General features: G+C 59.7%; 19 protein-coding genes. 8 read left to right on the plus strand and 11 right to left on the minus strand.

The features are described 5' to 3' along the window. Positions 1–210: 210 nt before the first annotated feature. Positions 211–684, plus strand: coding sequence for a cyclic nucleotide-binding domain-containing protein (locus tag H8F22_RS06560; protein WP_027925868.1), 474 nt, complete (start codon positions 211–213; stop codon positions 682–684). On the opposite strand, the gene H8F22_RS06565 is transcribed toward H8F22_RS06560, so the two are convergent. After that, positions 681–971, minus strand: coding sequence for a hypothetical protein (locus tag H8F22_RS06565; RefSeq protein ID WP_027925869.1), 291 nt, complete (start codon positions 969–971; stop codon positions 681–683). The genes H8F22_RS06560 and H8F22_RS06565 overlap by 4 nt on opposite strands. Before the next feature lie 95 nt (positions 972–1,066). On the opposite strand from H8F22_RS06565, the gene H8F22_RS06570 reads away from it, so the two are divergent. The 4 genes from H8F22_RS06570 to H8F22_RS06585 all read left to right on the plus strand — a co-directional run bounded on the left by H8F22_RS06570 (position 1,067) and on the right by H8F22_RS06585 (position 3,308). Then, positions 1,067–1,753, plus strand: a complete 687-nt coding sequence (locus H8F22_RS06570) for a spermidine synthase (RefSeq protein ID WP_027925870.1) — start codon at positions 1,067–1,069, stop codon at positions 1,751–1,753. Positions 1,754–1,803: 50 nt separating this feature from the next. Further along, on the plus strand, positions 1,804–2,175 hold the full coding sequence (locus H8F22_RS06575; RefSeq protein ID WP_007944009.1) for a YajD family HNH nuclease: 372 nt from the start codon (positions 1,804–1,806) through the stop codon (positions 2,173–2,175). A 193-nt stretch (positions 2,176–2,368) separates the two neighbouring features. Continuing rightward, complete coding sequence (locus H8F22_RS06580) at positions 2,369–2,839, plus strand: RNA methyltransferase (RefSeq protein WP_008153126.1); 471 nt, start codon at positions 2,369–2,371, stop codon at positions 2,837–2,839. Between the two features lie 91 nt (positions 2,840–2,930). Continuing rightward, positions 2,931–3,308 carry a YgaP family membrane protein gene (locus H8F22_RS06585; RefSeq protein ID WP_194939858.1) on the plus strand — a complete coding sequence of 126 codons (378 nt, stop codon included), beginning with the start codon at positions 2,931–2,933 and terminating at the stop codon, positions 3,306–3,308. Positions 3,309–3,419: 111 nt separating this feature from the next. Here the strand turns inward: H8F22_RS06585 and H8F22_RS06590 are convergent, their stop codons facing one another. Next, positions 3,420–4,649 carry a hypothetical protein gene (locus H8F22_RS06590; protein ID WP_027925872.1) on the minus strand — a complete coding sequence of 410 codons (1,230 nt, stop codon included), beginning with the start codon at positions 4,647–4,649 and terminating at the stop codon, positions 3,420–3,422. Between the two features lie 34 nt (positions 4,650–4,683). After that, positions 4,684–5,133 carry a YcgN family cysteine cluster protein gene (locus tag H8F22_RS06595; RefSeq protein WP_027925873.1) on the minus strand — a complete coding sequence of 150 codons (450 nt, stop codon included), beginning with the start codon at positions 5,131–5,133 and terminating at the stop codon, positions 4,684–4,686. A gap of 165 nt (positions 5,134–5,298) precedes the next feature. Between H8F22_RS06595 and H8F22_RS06600 the strand changes: the two genes are divergently transcribed. Next, a complete protein-coding gene (locus tag H8F22_RS06600) occupies positions 5,299–5,892 on the plus strand; it encodes a nitroreductase family protein (RefSeq protein ID WP_027925874.1) in 594 nt (197 codons plus the stop codon). A gap of 62 nt (positions 5,893–5,954) precedes the next feature. On the opposite strand, the gene H8F22_RS06605 is transcribed toward H8F22_RS06600, so the two are convergent. The 6 genes from H8F22_RS06605 to H8F22_RS06630 all read right to left on the minus strand — a co-directional run bounded on the left by H8F22_RS06605 (position 5,955) and on the right by H8F22_RS06630 (position 12,489). Continuing rightward, positions 5,955–6,887: a D-2-hydroxyacid dehydrogenase gene (locus tag H8F22_RS06605; RefSeq protein WP_027925875.1), complete on the minus strand. Its 933-nt coding sequence runs from the start codon at positions 6,885–6,887 to the stop codon at positions 5,955–5,957. 121 nt (positions 6,888–7,008) lie between these two features. Beyond that, positions 7,009–7,302, minus strand: coding sequence for a YcgL domain-containing protein (locus H8F22_RS06610; protein ID WP_007898694.1), 294 nt, complete (start codon positions 7,300–7,302; stop codon positions 7,009–7,011). Then, positions 7,299–8,432: a ribonuclease D gene (gene rnd, locus H8F22_RS06615; protein WP_027925876.1), complete on the minus strand. Its 1,134-nt coding sequence runs from the start codon at positions 8,430–8,432 to the stop codon at positions 7,299–7,301. Before rnd ends, H8F22_RS06610 begins: the two co-directional genes overlap by 4 nt. A gap of 122 nt (positions 8,433–8,554) precedes the next feature. Beyond that, positions 8,555–9,217: a class I SAM-dependent methyltransferase gene (locus H8F22_RS06620; RefSeq protein WP_194939859.1), complete on the minus strand. Its 663-nt coding sequence runs from the start codon at positions 9,215–9,217 to the stop codon at positions 8,555–8,557. A 71-nt stretch (positions 9,218–9,288) separates the two neighbouring features. Then, a complete protein-coding gene (locus H8F22_RS06625; protein ID WP_194939860.1) occupies positions 9,289–10,938 on the minus strand; it encodes a phosphoethanolamine transferase in 1,650 nt (549 codons plus the stop codon). A 168-nt stretch (positions 10,939–11,106) separates the two neighbouring features. Further along, on the minus strand, positions 11,107–12,489 hold the full coding sequence (locus H8F22_RS06630) for a glutamine synthetase family protein (RefSeq protein WP_027925879.1): 1,383 nt from the start codon (positions 12,487–12,489) through the stop codon (positions 11,107–11,109). A 402-nt stretch (positions 12,490–12,891) separates the two neighbouring features. On the opposite strand from H8F22_RS06630, the gene H8F22_RS06635 reads away from it, so the two are divergent. Together H8F22_RS06635 and H8F22_RS06640 are read left to right on the plus strand one after the other, a co-directional pair. Beyond that, the gene (locus H8F22_RS06635; RefSeq protein ID WP_194939861.1) at positions 12,892–14,076 is read left to right on the plus strand and encodes a cyanate transporter; all 1,185 of its coding nucleotides are present in this window, start codon (positions 12,892–12,894) and stop codon (positions 14,074–14,076) included. Positions 14,077–14,185: 109 nt separating this feature from the next. Then, positions 14,186–15,118 carry a LysR family transcriptional regulator gene (locus H8F22_RS06640; protein WP_027925881.1) on the plus strand — a complete coding sequence of 311 codons (933 nt, stop codon included), beginning with the start codon at positions 14,186–14,188 and terminating at the stop codon, positions 15,116–15,118. 2 nt (positions 15,119–15,120) lie between these two features. Here the strand turns inward: H8F22_RS06640 and H8F22_RS06645 are convergent, their stop codons facing one another. Continuing rightward, entirely contained in the window at positions 15,121–15,486 is a 366-nt protein-coding gene (locus H8F22_RS06645; RefSeq protein ID WP_059181442.1) for a 5-carboxymethyl-2-hydroxymuconate Delta-isomerase, read from the minus strand. 57 nt (positions 15,487–15,543) lie between these two features. Further along, a complete protein-coding gene (locus H8F22_RS06650) occupies positions 15,544–16,470 on the minus strand; it encodes a LysR substrate-binding domain-containing protein (RefSeq protein WP_059181443.1) in 927 nt (308 codons plus the stop codon). Positions 16,471–16,540 lie beyond the last annotated feature (70 nt).

Consider the following 16,540-nt stretch of genomic DNA (forward strand, 5'->3'; position numbering starts at 1 on the left):
TCTTAAGACCAGCCCCCGGGCCCGGTACAACACCTATCTCCTGTAGGAGCCGGCGGTGCGACGATTCGACCTGCCCGCGATTGGGGCATCACATTCAATATTGATGTTGAATTTGATGGCCTCATCGCGAGCAAGCTCGGCTCCTACAGGGATTAGTGGAGAGCTCAGGACCTTGACCAGCAACAGACACAAGAAAAAGACCGTGACGACATGTCAGAACCGACCTTACTGAACAACGAAATTCGCGATTGGCTGATGGACTGCGGCCTGTTCGACCAATTGCTGCCCGCCGACTTCGCGGCGGCCTCGGGTTACTTCAGCATCAGCACCGTGGCGCAGGGCGAGGAGATTTTCCACGAGGGCGATGCCGGCAGTTTCATGTGCATCATTCACACCGGCCAGGTGGCGGTGCAAAAAACCAACGGTGACGGGCAGCTGGTAACCATGGCCACATTGCGCAGCGGCCGCTCGTTCGGCGAGATGGCCGTGCTGGATGGCGAACGACGCTCAGCCAGCTGCGTGGCCGCCAGCAACTGTCAGTTGCTGAACCTGGGCAAGGACTCGCTGGAAAAGATGATCAACGACGCGCCGAAAATCGCCGCCAAGATCATTCGCGCCCTCGCCGTCTCCCTTTCCAAACGCTTGCGCATGGCCGACGGGCAACTGCTTGAGCAGCAGGTTTAACCGCCCGGCGATTTGGCTTTCGACGGGTTTTGCTCGATCCTCGGCACGGGCTGGTCTTTAGTCGGCGGGCTGGGCATTTCAATCGGCACCAACGGCGGACCACCACTGCCCGGCCCGGCTTTTGGCAAGGACGGCGCAGTGATTTGCGGGTACGGGGTCGGTGTCGCGGTGCCGGGCGAACCGGGCATGGGCGCGGGGCTGACAGGGATGGATTGCAGCGTTTGCGCCTGCACAGCAGTAATCGAGAGCGCGGCCAGAGCAATGGCCGTTAGAATAGTGCGCTTCATCAATGGCTCCGTTGGCCTTGTGGTCACTTTCAGGCTACTCCCAACGGCGTCCGTTTGCCCTCACCGTTTATGCCAATCCTTCTCAAGAGAGCCCCATGAAACGTTTCGTTCTGCTCGACACTGCCCCTATCCCTGAAAACGGCGGTGCCCTGTGCCTGTTCGAATACGGTGAGGATTTCGTCATCAAGATCCAGGGTGGCGACGGCGGGCAACTGATGAACACCCGCATGCACGGCTCCGAAGATGCGTTGGCCGAGATTCCGTGTCGCAAAGTCGCCGGCCGGCCAAATTCTCGCGTGCTGATCGGCGGTCTGGGCATGGGCTTTACCCTCGCCTCGGCGCTCAAGCATTTGGGCAAGACGGCCGAAGTGGTGGTCGCCGAGCTGGTGCCGGGTGTGGTGGAGTGGAACCGAGGTCCACTGGGCGAGAAGGCCGGCAACCCGTTGCTCGACCCGCGCACCGTGATCCGCATGGAAGACGTGGCCAAGGTATTGCAAGCCGAGCCGCAAGGCTTCGACGCGATCATGCTCGACGTCGACAACGGCCCCGAAGGCCTGACCCAACGAGCCAATAGCTGGCTCTATTCCGCCGGTGGCCTGAGTGCCTGCGCCAAGGCCCTGCGGCCCAAAGGCGTTCTGGCGGTGTGGTCGGCCAGCGCCGACAAGCAGTTTTCCGACAAATTGAAGAAGGCCGGTTTCAAGGCCGAGGAAGTCCAGGTCTTTGCCCATGGCAACAAGGGCACGCGTCACACCATCTGGATTGCCGAGAAGCTCAAGGGCTGAGCTAAACTCACGTCATAACCGTCATTAGTCTTTTTTACAAAGGTGAACCCATGAGTTCGTCCACCCCGACCAATACTTCGAAGCTGGACCGCATCCTCGCCGACAACCAGCGCGACAAGGAAATGGGCTACCGCGACAAGGCCCTGAAGATGTACCCGCATGTGTGCGGCCGCTGCGCCCGTGAGTTTTCCGGCAAGCGCCTGAGCGAACTGACCGTGCACCACCGCGACCACAACCACGACAACAACCCGCAAGACGGCTCGAACTGGGAACTGTTGTGCCTGTACTGCCACGACAATGAACACTCGCGATATACCGACCAGCAGTATTTCGGCGAAGGCTCGCTGAGCACGCCGAAAATCGCCAAGGCAACGCATAACCCGTTTGCGGCGTTGGCTGGGTTGATGAAAAAAGAAGACTGAAGTCGACTGACCCCATGCCTGATCATTCCCACGCACTGCGTGGGAATGCAGCCCGGGACGCTCTGCGTCCCATCTAGAGCCGAACGCAGAGCGTCCGTTGAGGCATTGCCACGCGGAGCGTGGGAATGATCACTGAACACCCCTTCCCCAATCCCCGTATAATCGCCGTTTTTTCCCCGAAGGCACCCCGCTCGTGGCAGATAAACGGTACAGCTGCATTGGTTTGTATAACCCCAAATCACCGGAAAACGTCGGTTCGGTCATGCGTGCCGCCGGCTGCTATGGCGTGGCGTCCGTGTTCTACACCGGCAAACGTTATGAACGCGCCGCCGACTTCGTGACCGACACCAAGCGCGTCCACTACGACATCCCGCTGATCGGCATCGACGACCTGAAAAAAATCCTGCCGCTGGGCTGCGTGCCGGTGGCCGTGGAACTGGTCGAAGGTGCGCGCTCCCTGCCGGAATACACCCACCCCGATCGCGCCCTCTACATCTTCGGCCCGGAAGACGGCTCGCTGGATAAAGAGATTCGCGACTGGTGCGAAGACGTGGTCTACATCCCGACCACCGGTTGCATGAACCTGGCGGCCACCGTCAACGTCGTGCTTTACGACCGCATGTCCAAAGGGCTCAACACCCGTTCCGGGGCGAAATTTCGCTGATTCGACGCACATCCGATGGAACAAGCCGCCCGCCTCGGCAGTCAGCTTAACTATCCACGACGACGCAGCCCTTCCTGCCAGGAGAAAGATCATGAGCGAACTCAAACGCGTAGAACGCATTGAATCCACCCCGTTCCAGAGCCATTCCGAGCACAACGTTTACGGTTGGGAGCGCGCAGGCTCCGTGGCCGGTGGCGTAGTGATGATGGGCAAGGGCCTGCGTCGCGGCGGGATTTTCGGCTTGATTCAAGTGGCGATCGGCGGTGTGGTACTGGCCCGCGGGATCACCGGGCACAGTTCGGTCAAAAGCATGATCGAGAAGAGCCGCCAGGACATGGACAACGTGCGGGCGAAAATTGAGCGGGCCGGGGAAGAATTGCGCACGTTGAAGGCAAATGCCGAGGCGGCGACCAAGACGGCTACGGTGACGGGGAATGATTCGTTGAAGTCGCCGAAGACAGGGGTTTGATCCAGAAAAAGTATTGAGGCTTAGGGCCTCATCGCGAGCAGGCTCACGCCTACAGTTGATTTGTGGTGTACACAAAATCCTGTAGGAGTGAGCCTGCTCGCGATGGCGGTATCATTGGAGCAACTCGGTATCGAGAACTTTGGAAGGCTCGCCAATGACGCTCTCGGCGAGCTGAACAAACTCCTTGGTATCGACACTCTCCAGATGCATCGCCCCGCGTAACACATCATCCAGCGATCGCTTGTTACGCGTCTTCAAGCGAATTTCGCGATCCAGTTCCTGTAGCATCACCACCGCTTTCGACACTTGCGCCGGACTGATCTGGTCGCCACGCACGGTCGTGACCTTCTGGCTGTCCTTGACCAATTTGCCATGCAGGCTTTCATACCGTTCATCGCTCATGCCGCCGGCGCGGCGCACCAGTTCGATGGAGTAGTACTCGGCAAACCCTTCGCTGATCCATTCGCTGCGCTGTTTGTCGTTGATCCGTGCGAACACCTGCGCCAGTTCACGCACCAGCGCGCTGCTGCCGTTTTCGCTGACCAGCGCAAGACGTGTATTCAAGTAGATCGACTCGTGCGCGGCCTGGCTACCGCGCCACATCGGGTCGTTGGCGCCGACAATCAGCAGTTTGCCTGGATGACGCGGAAACACAGCTTGCACTTGCGGCCAGACGAAGGTCAAAAGCGTCAGCACGTCCATGCGGCGCATGCCCTGGCCCTGAGGCGAAGTGACGGTGACTTCGGTTTCGCCCAATCGGGTGCGACGGCTGCCGAGATGACCGGCGAGCATCCAGCCGGTGGGCCGGTCGAACAATCGGGACACGTTGTCGATGCGAAATTTATTCTTGCCGATTCGCGGCCAGGCGGTTTCGACGCTTTTCCAGCCGGTCGGCAACTCGAACTCAAGGCGCGAAACCAACTCGATGCCGTCCTGTTGATCGAGTCTGGCGGCGGGCACCAGGTCATCACCACGCATCAACGCCCAGGTCGGTGTCATGCGCGTATCGAAACTGCCGTTTTTGCGCCCGTGGCTGATACGCACGCGGTAGGTCAGGCTGGCCTTGTCGGCGGCAGGATGCCAAACACCCCGTGCGGCTTTGCCCGGCGTGAGTTGCCATTGGCCGTCGGCCTTGAAGTCGCTGTAGTGGCTGCCGTCGCCCAGGTCAAAATCCAGGCTGCGCACCGCCGAACCCTGCGCCAGTGTCAGGCGTACTTCCGCCTGATCGCTTTGCGGCAACAGGCGCACGTGGTAATCCAGATCGACTTTCTTCGCCGCCCACACGGGCGAACTCAGGGCCACTAGCCCGACTGCCAACGCCAGCCGCCATCCCACAGCCATACACACTCCTTAGTGAAGCTGAATCTGTCAGCCATTAACCCGCGCGGAATATCAGGTGATCTTCCCAGTCATCTTCAGGCACGCTGCCTTCGGCGAGCATGCGCCCGGATTGTGAAATTCGTTGGTGGTGCACCGCATCGCGGTCGCCGCACACCAGATGGTGCCAGAGCGGCAAGTCCTTGCCTTCACTGACCAGGCGATAGCCGCAGGTCGGTGGCAGCCATTTGAACTCGTCGGCCTTGCCCGGCGTGAGCTGGATGCAGTCCGGGACGAAATCACGCCGGTTGGGGTAATCGGTGCACTGGCAGGTTTTCAGGTCCAGAAGTTTGCAGGCGATGCGCGTGTAATAGACGCTGTTGTCGTCTTCATCTTCGAGTTTTTGCAGGCAGCACAGGCCGCAGCCGTCGCACAGCGACTCCCATTCCTCTTGATCGAGTTGATCGAGGGTTTTGCGTATCCAGAACGGTTCGACTTTGGCGGCCATGGCTCAAGCATCAACATCAGGTGGTGAAAAGGCCGCCAGTCTAGTGCCAAGGCCCTTGCGGGCCAAGCATTGGCGACTGCCGGTAGAACGGACTTGTCAGTTTTTGCGCCGCCCAGTAGGGTTTTGCGTCGCTCCCTCACTTCAAACGTAGCAAGGAATCTCTTGATGAGTGCCAATCCACGCGTTGCCGACTATGCCATTCACCCGCAATTCACCGATCGCTGGTCGCCCCGCGCGTTCACCGGCGAAGCGATTCCTGAAGAGACCCTGCTGAGTTTCTTCGAAGCTGCGCGCTGGGCACCGTCGGCCTACAACTCGCAGCCTTGGCGGTTTCTCTACGCGCGTCGCGACACGGCAAACTGGGAGCGTTACCTGGGACTGCTGAACGAATTCAACCGCAGCTGGGCACAACACGCCTCGGCGCTGGTGATCGTGATTTCGAAAACCACCTTCATCGCACCGGGCGCGACTGAAGAAACCCCGGCGCTGTGGCACACCTTCGACACGGGTTCGGCGTGGGGGCACCTGGCGTTGCAAGCGAGCCTCAGCGGCTGGCACACCCACGGCATGGCCGGTTTTGATCAGGAGCTGACCCGCAAGGAGCTGAACATTCCGCAAGGTTATGCACTGCACGCCGCCGTGGCGGTGGGCAAACTGGGGGATAAGGCGACGCTGGCGGATTACCTGCAAGCGCGCGAAGAGCCGAGCCCGCGTCGCCCGTTGAGCGAACTGGCCGCTGAAGGCGACTTCACCCTCTAACAACACCGCAAAACCAATGTGGGAGCGAGCTTGCTCGCTCCCACATTTGATTGAGGGTGAACTCAGTAGCCGCGCTCGAAATCCACTTCTCCGCGCAGCGCTTCACCCGCCTCGTAAGCCCGCAGGTTCTCGACAAACAAATTCACCATCATCGATGGCGAGGTCGGTGCCGAGCTGTGACCGGTCAGCAGCAAGCCCCAGGCCGTCCAGAACGGATGACGTTGCGGCAGCGGCTCCTGACGGCAGACATCAATTACCGCGCCCGCCAGATGCCCTTCTTTCAAGGCTTCGACCAGATCGGCATCGACCACCGCCACACCGCGACCGACGTTGATGAACAACCCGGTCGGCTTGAATTGCTTGAACAGTGTCGCGTCGTACAGGTCGTGGGTGTTCGGGGTATTGGGCAGCAGATTGATCACGTAATCCACTTCGCCGACCAGACGCGGCAAATCCGCCAGCGCGCCGACTTCGATAAACGGTGCCTGCTCGCGAGCTTCGCTGGCAATGCCGTACAACTCGACGCCAAACGGCAGCAGAAACTTCGCCACGGTCTGGCCGATGTCGCCGGTGCCGACGATCAACACTTTGCGCCCCGCCAGGCTTTGGCCCTGGCGGCTATCCCATTTGCGCTCGACCTGACTGACCAGCCGCGCCAGCACTTCGCGTTCGTGGCCGAGCATGTAGGTCAGCACGTATTCGGCCATGACCTGGCCAAAAATGCCGACCGCGCGGGTCAGGCGATAGTGACGGGGCAAACCGTCGACCAGCAGCGGCGTGATGCCCGCCCAGGTCGATTGCAGCCATTGCGGCTCATGACCCTGACGCAACAGGGTGGCCAGCAGATCCGGTTGACCCAGCCAGACCGGGCAATCAGCCGCCAGACGGGCCAGTTCAGCGGAGTCGCCACTGGTGAGCACTTCCAGCTCAGGTGCCGCCTGACGCAGCAATTGTGCATATACCGGGTGGTCGTGTTCAGCAATCAGAACGCGCATGTTTCAAACCTTTCAAAAGCCGTGCAGACGACCGCCGAGCGAGTATGGTTCCCTCGTCGCGGTCATCGCCAAAAATCATTCCAGTGTTTCACACAGACGCTGAACAGAGCCTGTCTGCCGCTTACATCGGGTCGTTGCGGCGCAGCAACTCTTCCGGCAAGTGTTCGATGTATTCGTCTTCGGCCGGTGGCATTTGCAGGTGGTAGCCCTGCTTTTCGAGGTTTTCCAGGACCACCGTGATGTCCTCGCGCGACAGCTTGCGCTCGGGGGTCAGCACCAGATCGAACGCGTGGTGCGGTTTGCCGAAGGCGGCCATCAATGATTCCGGGACGCGCTCCAGTGCATCGCTTTTGAGCACATAGAGGTACATCTCGTTTTTTTTCAGGCTTCGGTAGATCGAGCAAATACGTTTCAAGGCTGTTCTCCGGCGGTGGCCAGGCTGTCGAGCAATGCCTGGCCCATCAATTCGCGGCGCCAGCCACGCAGCGAATCAGGCAATTGGTATGGACCATTGGGGAAGCCGCTCTTGAGCAGCGCTTCCAGGGTTTTCTTGCGCAGCATCAGTTCCGGCGCGATGTTCAAGCGTTCGGCTTCGGCCTGACCAATGGCGCGCAGCTGTTTGACCAGCACGGCGGCATCCACCGGCAGCGGCTCCGGCACAGCAGGCGGCCATTGATCGGGCGACACACTGCCGGCGCGCTTGATCAGATCCAGCAGAAACTCGCCATCCTGACGCACGGTGCGCGGGTGCATGTCTTCGATTTTCGCCAGCGCGCCGAGGTTGTCCGGCTGAGTCCGCGCCAGCGGCCACAGGGAGTGCTCACGGACAATGCGGTTGCGCGGCAAGTCACGGGCACGGGCCTCGCGCTCACGCCAGGCGCACAGTTCACGCAACACGGCGAGTTGGGCGCGGGACAGTTTCCAGGCCAGCTTGGCATCGCGATAAACCTCGTACGGGTCGACCTCGCGGCGCAGGTTGGCCACCAGCTCAGCGCCGTCGTCCAGGACCCAGTTGTATTTGTCCTCAGACAGCTTCGGACGAAGCTGTACGAAAACCTCCGCCAAGTGCAGAGCATCTTCGGCGGCGTAGCTGATCTGGGTGTCGGACAGCGGACGTTGCAACCAGTCGGAGCGGGTTTCGCCCTTGGGCAGGTCGATGCCGAGCACCTCTTGCACCAATCGCGAGTAACCCATGGAGAAACCCAGGTTCAGGTAGGCGGCCGCCAGTTGCGTATCGAACAGCGGCGCCGGCAGGCTGCCGGTCAGGCGCAGCAAGACCTCGAGGTCTTCACTGCACGCATGCACGACTTTGACCACCGCCGGGTTTTCCAGCAACGCGGCCAAGGGCTTCCAGTTGTCGATGGTCAGTGGGTCTATCAGGTAAGCGCGTACGCCATCGCCGATCTGCAGCAGGCCTGCAATCGGGTAAAAGGTGTCGACCCGCATGAATTCGGTGTCGAGGGCAACGAATGGCAGTTGCTGCCACTCGGCGCAAAACTGACCGAGGCTATCGTTGTCGCGAATCCAGTGAATATCGATGGCCACACGGCTCTCCCTTGAAGAATGGCGCGCAGTATATATCGCCCCCGGCGATTTCCGCGCATCACTGAACAAGAGCTTTAGCGAAAAGACCTGCCCGACAGCAATAAATGTCTGACAAGCGGAGACTAACTGGTCTTACTGAGTACGTAGACCCGCATCCACCTGCAACCCGGCAGGACGTCCTGATGGCTCAGCACCCGGAAACCGGCTTGCTTGAAGTCCGCTTCAATCTCGGCCTTGCTGACCGGCTGCGGGGCGTGAACGGCCTCCGTCTCTGGTCGGCGCAGATTAAAATAGCCGTCGATCCGAGCCGCCACAATTACCGTATCGCGACTGACCCGGTGGAATTCCTGGAGCATGACCATCCGATGTTCGGCGCAGGTGATGTGCTGAAACAGTTGCATGCAAAAAATGCAGTCCACCGCATTGACGGACAAGCCCAGGCTGAACGCTGAGCTCTGAAAGGTCTTGATCCGCTTGAGCAGGCTTTGCGGATGGTGAGTCTGCGCATGGTTAAGCATGTCCTGGGACGGGTCCGACGCGAGGATCACGCGGTTTGCGTGCTCGGCCAGCACCGGCCAGAAGCGCCCGGCACCGCAGGCCACGTCAAGGATCAACCCCGGCTCGCCCGCCACCTTGAGCGCATTGCGCACCAGGTTTTCCTCGCGCCAGAACGCCAGGCGCCCCATCAGGCTACGCGGTTGCGGCTGACGGCAGACGCGGGCGTGTTCCTGATCGTAGCGCCGGGCGAACTCAAGCTCGATGGCGGATGTGGGTTGCGCAGACATGTGCAATTGACCCTTGATGATGACTCTTGCGACCGCAAGTTAGCGGCCAGTGTCTGAAAAAGTTGAAGCGTTCAATCCTTGGCCAACACGCCGTCGACCACCGCACCGCGACAGCCGGCAAACATATCCAGATCCTGGTTGTAGACCTTGCTGTTGACTTCCAGCAGCCCCAGCATCGAATGAAACAGGTTGTCCTGGCTCAATGGCTTGTCGCGACTCAGTTGCAGGCAATGTGTGTTTACCGAGAACGACTTCTGATAACTGTCGGAGAACCACGCCAGCATGGCCACGTGTTTCTGTTGCTCCGGCGCCAGCATGTAAGGCGTGCCGTGCAGGAACAGATTGTATTCACCCAAAGATTCGCCGTGGTCGGACAGGTACAGCATCGCGGTATCCACTTTCTCCTGGTTCTTGCGCAACAGATCGATCAGGGTCGACAGCACGTGGTCGGTGTACACCAACGTGTTGTCGTAACCATTAACGATACTTTCGCGACTGCAATTGTTCAGCGCGTTACTTTCACAAACCGGCGTGAAATGCTCGAACTCTTTCGGGTAACGCTTGAAGTATTCAGGGCCATGGCTGCCCATTTGATGCAAGACCAACACGGTGTCTTTATCGAGTGTGTCGATGAAATGTTGCAAACCTTGCAGCAGGATTTCGTCGCGGCATTCGCTGTTGGCGCACAGCACCGGGTCTTTCAGGTTGCTTACGTCGTCGATGGTGACCCGGTCGCACGTGCCTTTGCAGCCCGACTGGTTGTCACGCCAGATCACGTCCAGGCCGGCCCGTTTAAGCACATCGAGCAGGCCCTCTTCATTCTTCGCCTTGCTGGCGTTGTAGTCCTTGCGGCCCATGTTGGAGAACATGCACGGCACGGACACGGCGGTTTCGGTGCCGCAGGAATGCACATCGGTAAACGAAATCAGGCCGGCTTCTTTACTCAGCTTCGGGGTGGTGTCGCGGCCATAGCCCAGGATGCCGAAGTTCTCGGCCCGGGCGCTTTCGCCCACCACCAGTACGGTCAGGGATTTGCGGCCATGGGATTGCCAGACCGGGTTCTTCTGCGCGTCTTCGCCGATTTTGACAAAGGGTTGATGGGCAGACGCAACCTGTTCACGCAAGTAACCAGCGGAGGCACCAATGTAGTTGCTCGGCACAACCATCAGGCGCAACTCATGGTGATTACGGAACAAAGAAGACAAGCCCTGATAGTTAATCAGGGCCACGCCGCCTATAACGACAGCGGACACAACACTTACCAACACCTTGCTTAATAACTCGTGGTGCCAGCGACGATAACTGATCGGTGTTTTCCACAATAACAACGACGGCAAAACACCCAGGAACAGGATATACGCCAACAACTTCAACGAGAGCAAGTCTCTTACTTCCGTCGCATTGGTTTGTGCAAAGTTACGCAACATGCCGGTGTCAATCAGTACACCGTATTGGCTCATGAAGTAGGCCACCCCGGCGCTGATCATGAAGATCAGCGTCAGGACCGGCTTGAGCACACGCTTGAACGCCAGAAAGGTCAGTACAATGTTGAAAGCCGCCAGAATCATCGCCCCGAATGCCACGCGCATGACGATGCCTTTACCGTCGGCTGCGGTGATTTCAAACAGGTGCTGCCACAACACAAAATTGAAGGCAGTTAACAAAAAGGCGCTGGCAATCAGTGTCACCCATTCCGGGCGCACGGCTTTAATCTTCAACATGGTGATCGGCTGTTCCTGAAAAGAAGTGCCTACGGCAAATGTGAAAATTTCATTGACCGTGACAACACTAATGTTAAGCAGCCAACCATCAATTTTTTGTGAAAAAGAAGCCAACGAATAGTTGGCTTATTAAACCTGCGACCAACGTTATGAATAATTGAGAATGGTTCAGGCCTGGTTCAGGTACCAGCGCCAGTCCTGCTCGCCGACCTCGCCCATGAACTGTCGATACTCGGCGCGCTTAACGGCCAGGTAGACGCCCAGAAAAGGTTGTCCGAACGCTTCACGCGCCCAGGTCGAGCCTTCCAGCGCGCGCAACGTGGTCAGCCAATCGGTCGGTAACAGCTCCGTGGCCTGGGCGTACCCGTTGCCTTCCACCGGCGCACCCGGGTCGAGTTGTTCGCGAATACCGCGATGGATACCAGCCAGTATCGCCGCGGCGGCCAGGTACGGGTTGGCATCAGCGCCGCAAATACGGTGTTCGATGTGCCGGGAAAACGCCGGCCCACCCGGCACGCGCAGACTCACCGTGCGGTTATCCACGCCCCAGGTCGCCGCCAGGGGCGCATAGCTGTTGGTCTGGAATCGCCGGTAGGAGTTGGCATTCGGGCAGAACAACAGCAAAGAATCGAGCAAGGTACTGAGCATGCCGCCGACCGCCTGCCTGAGCAACGGCGTGCCGTCCGGGGCTTCGCTGGCGAACAGGTTGTTGCCCTCTCTGTCCGCGAGGCTGACATGCATGTGCATCCCCGTGCCCGCCAGATCGTCGAAGGGTTTGGCCATGAAGCAGGCCGTCATCCCGTGCTTGTGGGCCACGCCCTTGACCAATCGTTTGTAACGCACGGCTTCGTCCATTGCCTGTAGGGCATCGGTGCGATGTTCGAGGGTAATTTCCACCTGCCCCGGCGCGTATTCGGAAATCGCCGTGCGCGCCGGAATGCCTTGCAGCTTGCAGGCGCTGTAGAGATCGGCCAGAAACGGTTCGATCTGCTCCAGTTCACGCAAGCCATAGACTTGCGTCGTGCGCGGCCGCCCGCCATCGACATCCCGCGCCGGTTGCGGCCGCCCGTTGCTGTCGCGCTGCTGATCCAGCAGATAAAACTCCAGCTCCGCCGCCATCACCGGGTAGTAACCGTCGGCTTGCAGGCCTTCGATCACTTTCGCCAACAAGTGCCGGGGATCGGCGATCGTCGCCGGCATGCCTTCTTTGGGGTGCATGCTGACTTGCACCGCCGCTGTCGGAATCAACCGCCACGGCATGCGCGTCAGGCTGCCGCTGATCGGGTAGGCACGGCAGTCAATGTCGCCGACGTCCCAGACCAGTCCGGAGTTTTCCACGTCGTCGCCATTGATGGTCAGGCCCAGAATGGTGCTCGGCAGCGGCCGACCGCTCTCGTACACCGCCAGCAGTTCATCGCGATGCAGCAGCTTGCCCCGTGGCACACCGTTGTTGTCGAGGATGAACAGCTCGAACATTTCAATGTCCGGGTTCTGTTCGAGAAAGGTCAGGGCTTCTTGCGGGGAGGCGAACGAGGTCGTGGCACAACTCATGGGTATTCTCTTTTTCCGCGTCAGGCAAACGCGCAGGCGTCGCCGAAGTGATCCAGCGCATGGCGCGGGACCTGTCAGAACAATCAACGGGAAATACAGGAATCCGGGGGGCGTGCGTGACGGCAATGCCACAGCGCCCAGAAGGCCAGCTCGGAGGGAAGTGCGACGGGACAATCGCCCATAGGTAAAACCGTAGAGGACAGATGAGCGGCAGCGTCACACGGGCGGTCAGGTCTTTAAATCGGGATTTGAAGAACCTTGGTTGCAGATGGACTAAACAATCATCTCCAAACACCCTGATGGCTGAGGTATTTAATTTTTAAATAGTGCTGCGGATTATCTGATTTGCGGCCGCCAGCCCTGGCGTGCCTAATCGGGGCCTTGTTTTTGAAGGCCCGTTTGATGGAAAACGTTCGCGCGACGACCCGCCCTGCCCTTTGGCTGATGTTCAGCATCATGCTCGTCGCTCTTAACCTGCGTCCGTCGATGGCGGCGGTCGGGCCCTTGCTGTCGTCGATTCGCCCGGACATTGCGCTGAGTTTCAGCATGGCCTCGCTGCTGACGATGCTGCCGGTCATGGCCATGGGCCTGGCGATGTTTTTTGGCTTGCGGGTCAGCCAACGCTTCGGCGAACAGCGCACGGTGGTGCTGTCGCTGTTGATCATTGGCGTGGCCACGGCGTCGCGACTGTTTCTCGATTCGGCCGTCGAACTGATCCTCAGTGCGGTGCTGGCCGGTGTCGGTATTGCGCTGATCCAGGCCCTGATGCCGGCGCTGATCAAGGCCCGGTTCAGTGACAACGTCGCCCTGTGCATGGGGCTTTATGTCACGTCGATCATGGGCGGCGCGGCGATTGCAGCCTCGTTTGCGCCGCTGGTCATGAACCAAAGTGGTAGCTGGCGCCTCGGCCTGGCGATCTGGGCGGCGCTGGCCGTGATGGCCCTGCTGCTATGGTCTGGCCTGCGTGGCGAATCTACGGCACGCTCGACGCAATCAACCCGCCGGCCGAGTTTTTTCGCCAATTCCCGCGCCTGGTTACTCGCCATCTTCTTCGGTCTGGGCACCGCGTCCTACACCTGTGTGCTGGCCTGGCTCGCGCCTTACTACGTGGAACAAGGCTGGAGCGAGCAACACGCCGGGTTGCTGCTGGGCTTTTTGACGGCCATGGAAGTGTTGTCCGGGCTGGTGACGCCTGCCATTGCCAATCGCAGTCGTGACCGGCGACTGGTGCTGGTGGTGTTGCTGGCGCTGATCATGGCCGGCTTCTGCGGGCTGATTCTCTGCCCGCAACAGCTGAGCCTGCTCTGGCCGTGCCTGCTGGGGCTGGGCATCGGCGGGCTGTTCCCGATGAGCCTGATTGTATCGCTGGATCACCTCGATGACCCGCAACGCGCCGGCGCCCTGACGGCATTCGTGCAAGGCATCGGGTACTTGATCGCCGGCCTTTCACCGCTGATGGCCGGAATGATTCGTGACCAACTGGGCAGTTTCGAATGGGCCTGGTGGGCGCTGACAGGGGTCGTTGGGTTGATGATCCTGATGGTCCTGCGCTTCGACCCGCGGCATTACCACCAACACATCGACTGATCGGCGCAGAAACTTCCTACAAGGCATTCTCCTGGCACCATCGTTCCGTTAGGATCTTTCGCACACGTTTGCGCATTGATCGCGCACGGAACACAGCGAGACAGAACGGATGCTGAACAGTAACTTGCTTCGAAAGCTCGACATGCAGGACCTCATGGTGTTTGTCGCCGTGTACGAGCAAAGCAGCGTCACCGGTGTGTCGGAGGCGCTTTGTGTCAGCCAGTCCACGGTGAGTTACTGCCTGAAAAAGCTGCGGACCAGTTTTGAAGACGAGTTGTTTATCAACTCCCGCACCGGCATGCGCCCCACCTACAAAGCCAGCACCATGTACGCGCATGTGCTGAAAATTCTCGAAAGTATCAACCTGTGCCACGCCAGCACCCAAGCGTTCGACCCGACCTTGCAAGCGGTGACGTTCAACATCTGCGCGCCGGAGTACTTCGAGCAGTTGATTCTGCCGCGTCTGCTCAAGCGCTTCGATTTCGCCGACCTGCCGGTGATGGTCAACATGCACAAATTCGAAACCGACATCCCGGTCGACGAGTTGCGCGATGGCCGCCTCGACCTGGTGATCTGTTTCGGCCCGAATTTCCATCGCAGCCACACCGACTTCAAATCCCGGCTGTTACTGGAAGATGATCTGGTCTGTGTGTTCGACAAACGCGCCACGCCACTGGAGTCACGGCTGAGCCTGCAAGCCTTTGTGCAACGCCGGCATGTGTTTCCAACCCCATGGACGTCCAGCACCAACATGGTCGACGGCTGGCTGGCACAACAGGCGCACAAGCGGCAGATTGTCGCGCGAGCCAACAGCTACAGCGCGGCACTGAAGATGATCACTGGCACCGACTACATCCTGACCCTGCCCCGCCGTATCCAGCAATTGCTCGCCAACGAGGCGATCTTCAATCATTGCGAAGCGCCCAATGGCCTGCCGGGTTTCACCCTGGACATGCAGTGGAGTCAAAGTGCCGATCAGGACAGTGCCAACACCTGGCTGCGCGAGCAGGTGATTGACGTCTGTGCCGAGCAGGTGGCCTGAATTCAGGGGGTGATGGCGGTCTTGGTGTAGGACTCGCGATCGATATCGAGGATTTCCACGCACAACTGCACTTCGACACCGGTTGGCCATTCGCACAGGTCCTGGACCACCGCCAGCAGGCTTTCCGACAGCTGCTGTTTGATCTGCGGTGAGCGACCGCTCAACAGCGCCAGTTTCACATGCACAAACGCCCGTTCATTCAACGCAGTGCCGACCTTGAAGTTCTCCACCTTCAGTGCCCGACTCTTGATGTCGAACTCTGCCGCAAACTGACCGGAAGCCACCAAGGCATTATTGAGCCGGATCAACGCCACGTCGGCGTTCAGCCCAGGCAGGTTGGCGGTGTATTCCATGTGCACGTGTGGCATGACGCAGCTCCAGATAGTGGGCAGAAAGATCCTACGTATAACACAGCGCTGTCTGACTCACTCGGGCAGCGGCAAGGGTGGACGTTCACTCATGAACACCTCCAGGCGCGAACGCAACCAGCGTTCGGCGGGGTCGGTATCGACATGGCTGAGCCAGACCATCGACAGGTCCAGGGTCGGGGTCTTGAACGGGAACGGTTCCTTGAACAGCAAACCGGTAGCCGCCATGGCGTCGGCCGTGTAATCCGGCAGGCTGGCAATCAGATCGGTGCCCGCGAGCAAGGCCGGCAACGAGCTGTATTGCGGCACGGACAGCACCACCTGACGCGTCCGGCCAATCTCGGCCAGCCACTCATCGGCGTAACCACTGACGTTCGCCGTGTGGGAAACCAGCACATGAGGGCGTGCGCAATATTCATCAAGCGTCAGCGGTGTGTCGGACGCATCGGCGCGCAGGATGCTTGGCTGAATGTGGCGCAACAATTTGCGCTTGGCGTTGGCCGGCAGGCCGCGGGTCTGGCTGATGCCGACCGTGATGTCGCCGGACGCGAGCAAGTCCGGTATGCGCCAGTAATCGACGTGCTGAACCACAAACACCACCTTCGGCGCTTCCCGGCGCAAGGCGCGCAGCAACGGAGGCAGCAGGCCGAACTCGACGTCATCTGACAGCCCGATGCGAAACGTCATGGTGCTGCTGACCGGGTCGAAACTGTGGGTCAGGCTCAACGCCACCGACAACGAATCCAGCGCCGGTGACAGGTACTGAATCAACTCCTCGGCGCGGGCCGTCGGTTCCATGCGGTGGCCGACACGGATGAACAGCGGATCGTTGAACATCGCCCGCAAGCGGTTGAGCGCCGAGCTGATGGTCGGCTGACCGAGAAACAGCTTCTCCGCCACCCGCGTCACGTTGCGCTCGAGCATCAACGTTTCGAACACCACCATCAGGTTGATGTCCGCCTTGCGCAGCTCATTACGATTCATTCCTTGCCCCCGGTCCCCAACACATGAGGCAGTGTAGAAAGGCCCGAGGGAGGCGTCTATGTCCAGCGGA

This window comes from Pseudomonas mucoides (assembly GCF_015461845.1).
Classification (GTDB): domain Bacteria; phylum Pseudomonadota; class Gammaproteobacteria; order Pseudomonadales; family Pseudomonadaceae; genus Aquipseudomonas; species Aquipseudomonas mucoides.

Bases quoted from the DNA above. Each gene is read 5' to 3' on its own strand.
- H8F22_RS06560 (WP_027925868.1), top strand. From the start codon at position 211: ATGTCAGAACCGACCTTACTGAACAACGAAATTCGCGATTGGCTGATG.
- H8F22_RS06565 (WP_027925869.1), bottom strand. From the start codon at position 971: ATGAAGCGCACTATTCTAACGGCCATTGCTCTGGCCGCGCTCTCGATT.
- H8F22_RS06570 (WP_027925870.1), top strand. From the start codon at position 1,067: ATGAAACGTTTCGTTCTGCTCGACACTGCCCCTATCCCTGAAAACGGC.
- H8F22_RS06575 (WP_007944009.1), top strand. From the start codon at position 1,804: ATGAGTTCGTCCACCCCGACCAATACTTCGAAGCTGGACCGCATCCTC.
- H8F22_RS06585 (WP_194939858.1), top strand. From the start codon at position 2,931: ATGAGCGAACTCAAACGCGTAGAACGCATTGAATCCACCCCGTTCCAG.
- H8F22_RS06590 (WP_027925872.1), bottom strand. From the start codon at position 4,649: ATGGCTGTGGGATGGCGGCTGGCGTTGGCAGTCGGGCTAGTGGCCCTG.
- H8F22_RS06595 (WP_027925873.1), bottom strand. From the start codon at position 5,133: ATGGCCGCCAAAGTCGAACCGTTCTGGATACGCAAAACCCTCGATCAA.
- H8F22_RS06600 (WP_027925874.1), top strand. From the start codon at position 5,299: ATGAGTGCCAATCCACGCGTTGCCGACTATGCCATTCACCCGCAATTC.
- H8F22_RS06605 (WP_027925875.1), bottom strand. From the start codon at position 6,887: ATGCGCGTTCTGATTGCTGAACACGACCACCCGGTATATGCACAATTG.
- H8F22_RS06620 (WP_194939859.1), bottom strand. From the start codon at position 9,217: ATGTCTGCGCAACCCACATCCGCCATCGAGCTTGAGTTCGCCCGGCGC.
- H8F22_RS06625 (WP_194939860.1), bottom strand. From the start codon at position 10,938: ATGTTGAAGATTAAAGCCGTGCGCCCGGAATGGGTGACACTGATTGCC.
- H8F22_RS06630 (WP_027925879.1), bottom strand. From the start codon at position 12,489: ATGAGTTGTGCCACGACCTCGTTCGCCTCCCCGCAAGAAGCCCTGACC.
- H8F22_RS06635 (WP_194939861.1), top strand. From the start codon at position 12,892: ATGGAAAACGTTCGCGCGACGACCCGCCCTGCCCTTTGGCTGATGTTC.
- H8F22_RS06640 (WP_027925881.1), top strand. From the start codon at position 14,186: ATGCTGAACAGTAACTTGCTTCGAAAGCTCGACATGCAGGACCTCATG.
- H8F22_RS06645 (WP_059181442.1), bottom strand. From the start codon at position 15,486: ATGCCACACGTGCACATGGAATACACCGCCAACCTGCCTGGGCTGAAC.
- H8F22_RS06650 (WP_059181443.1), bottom strand. From the start codon at position 16,470: ATGAATCGTAATGAGCTGCGCAAGGCGGACATCAACCTGATGGTGGTG.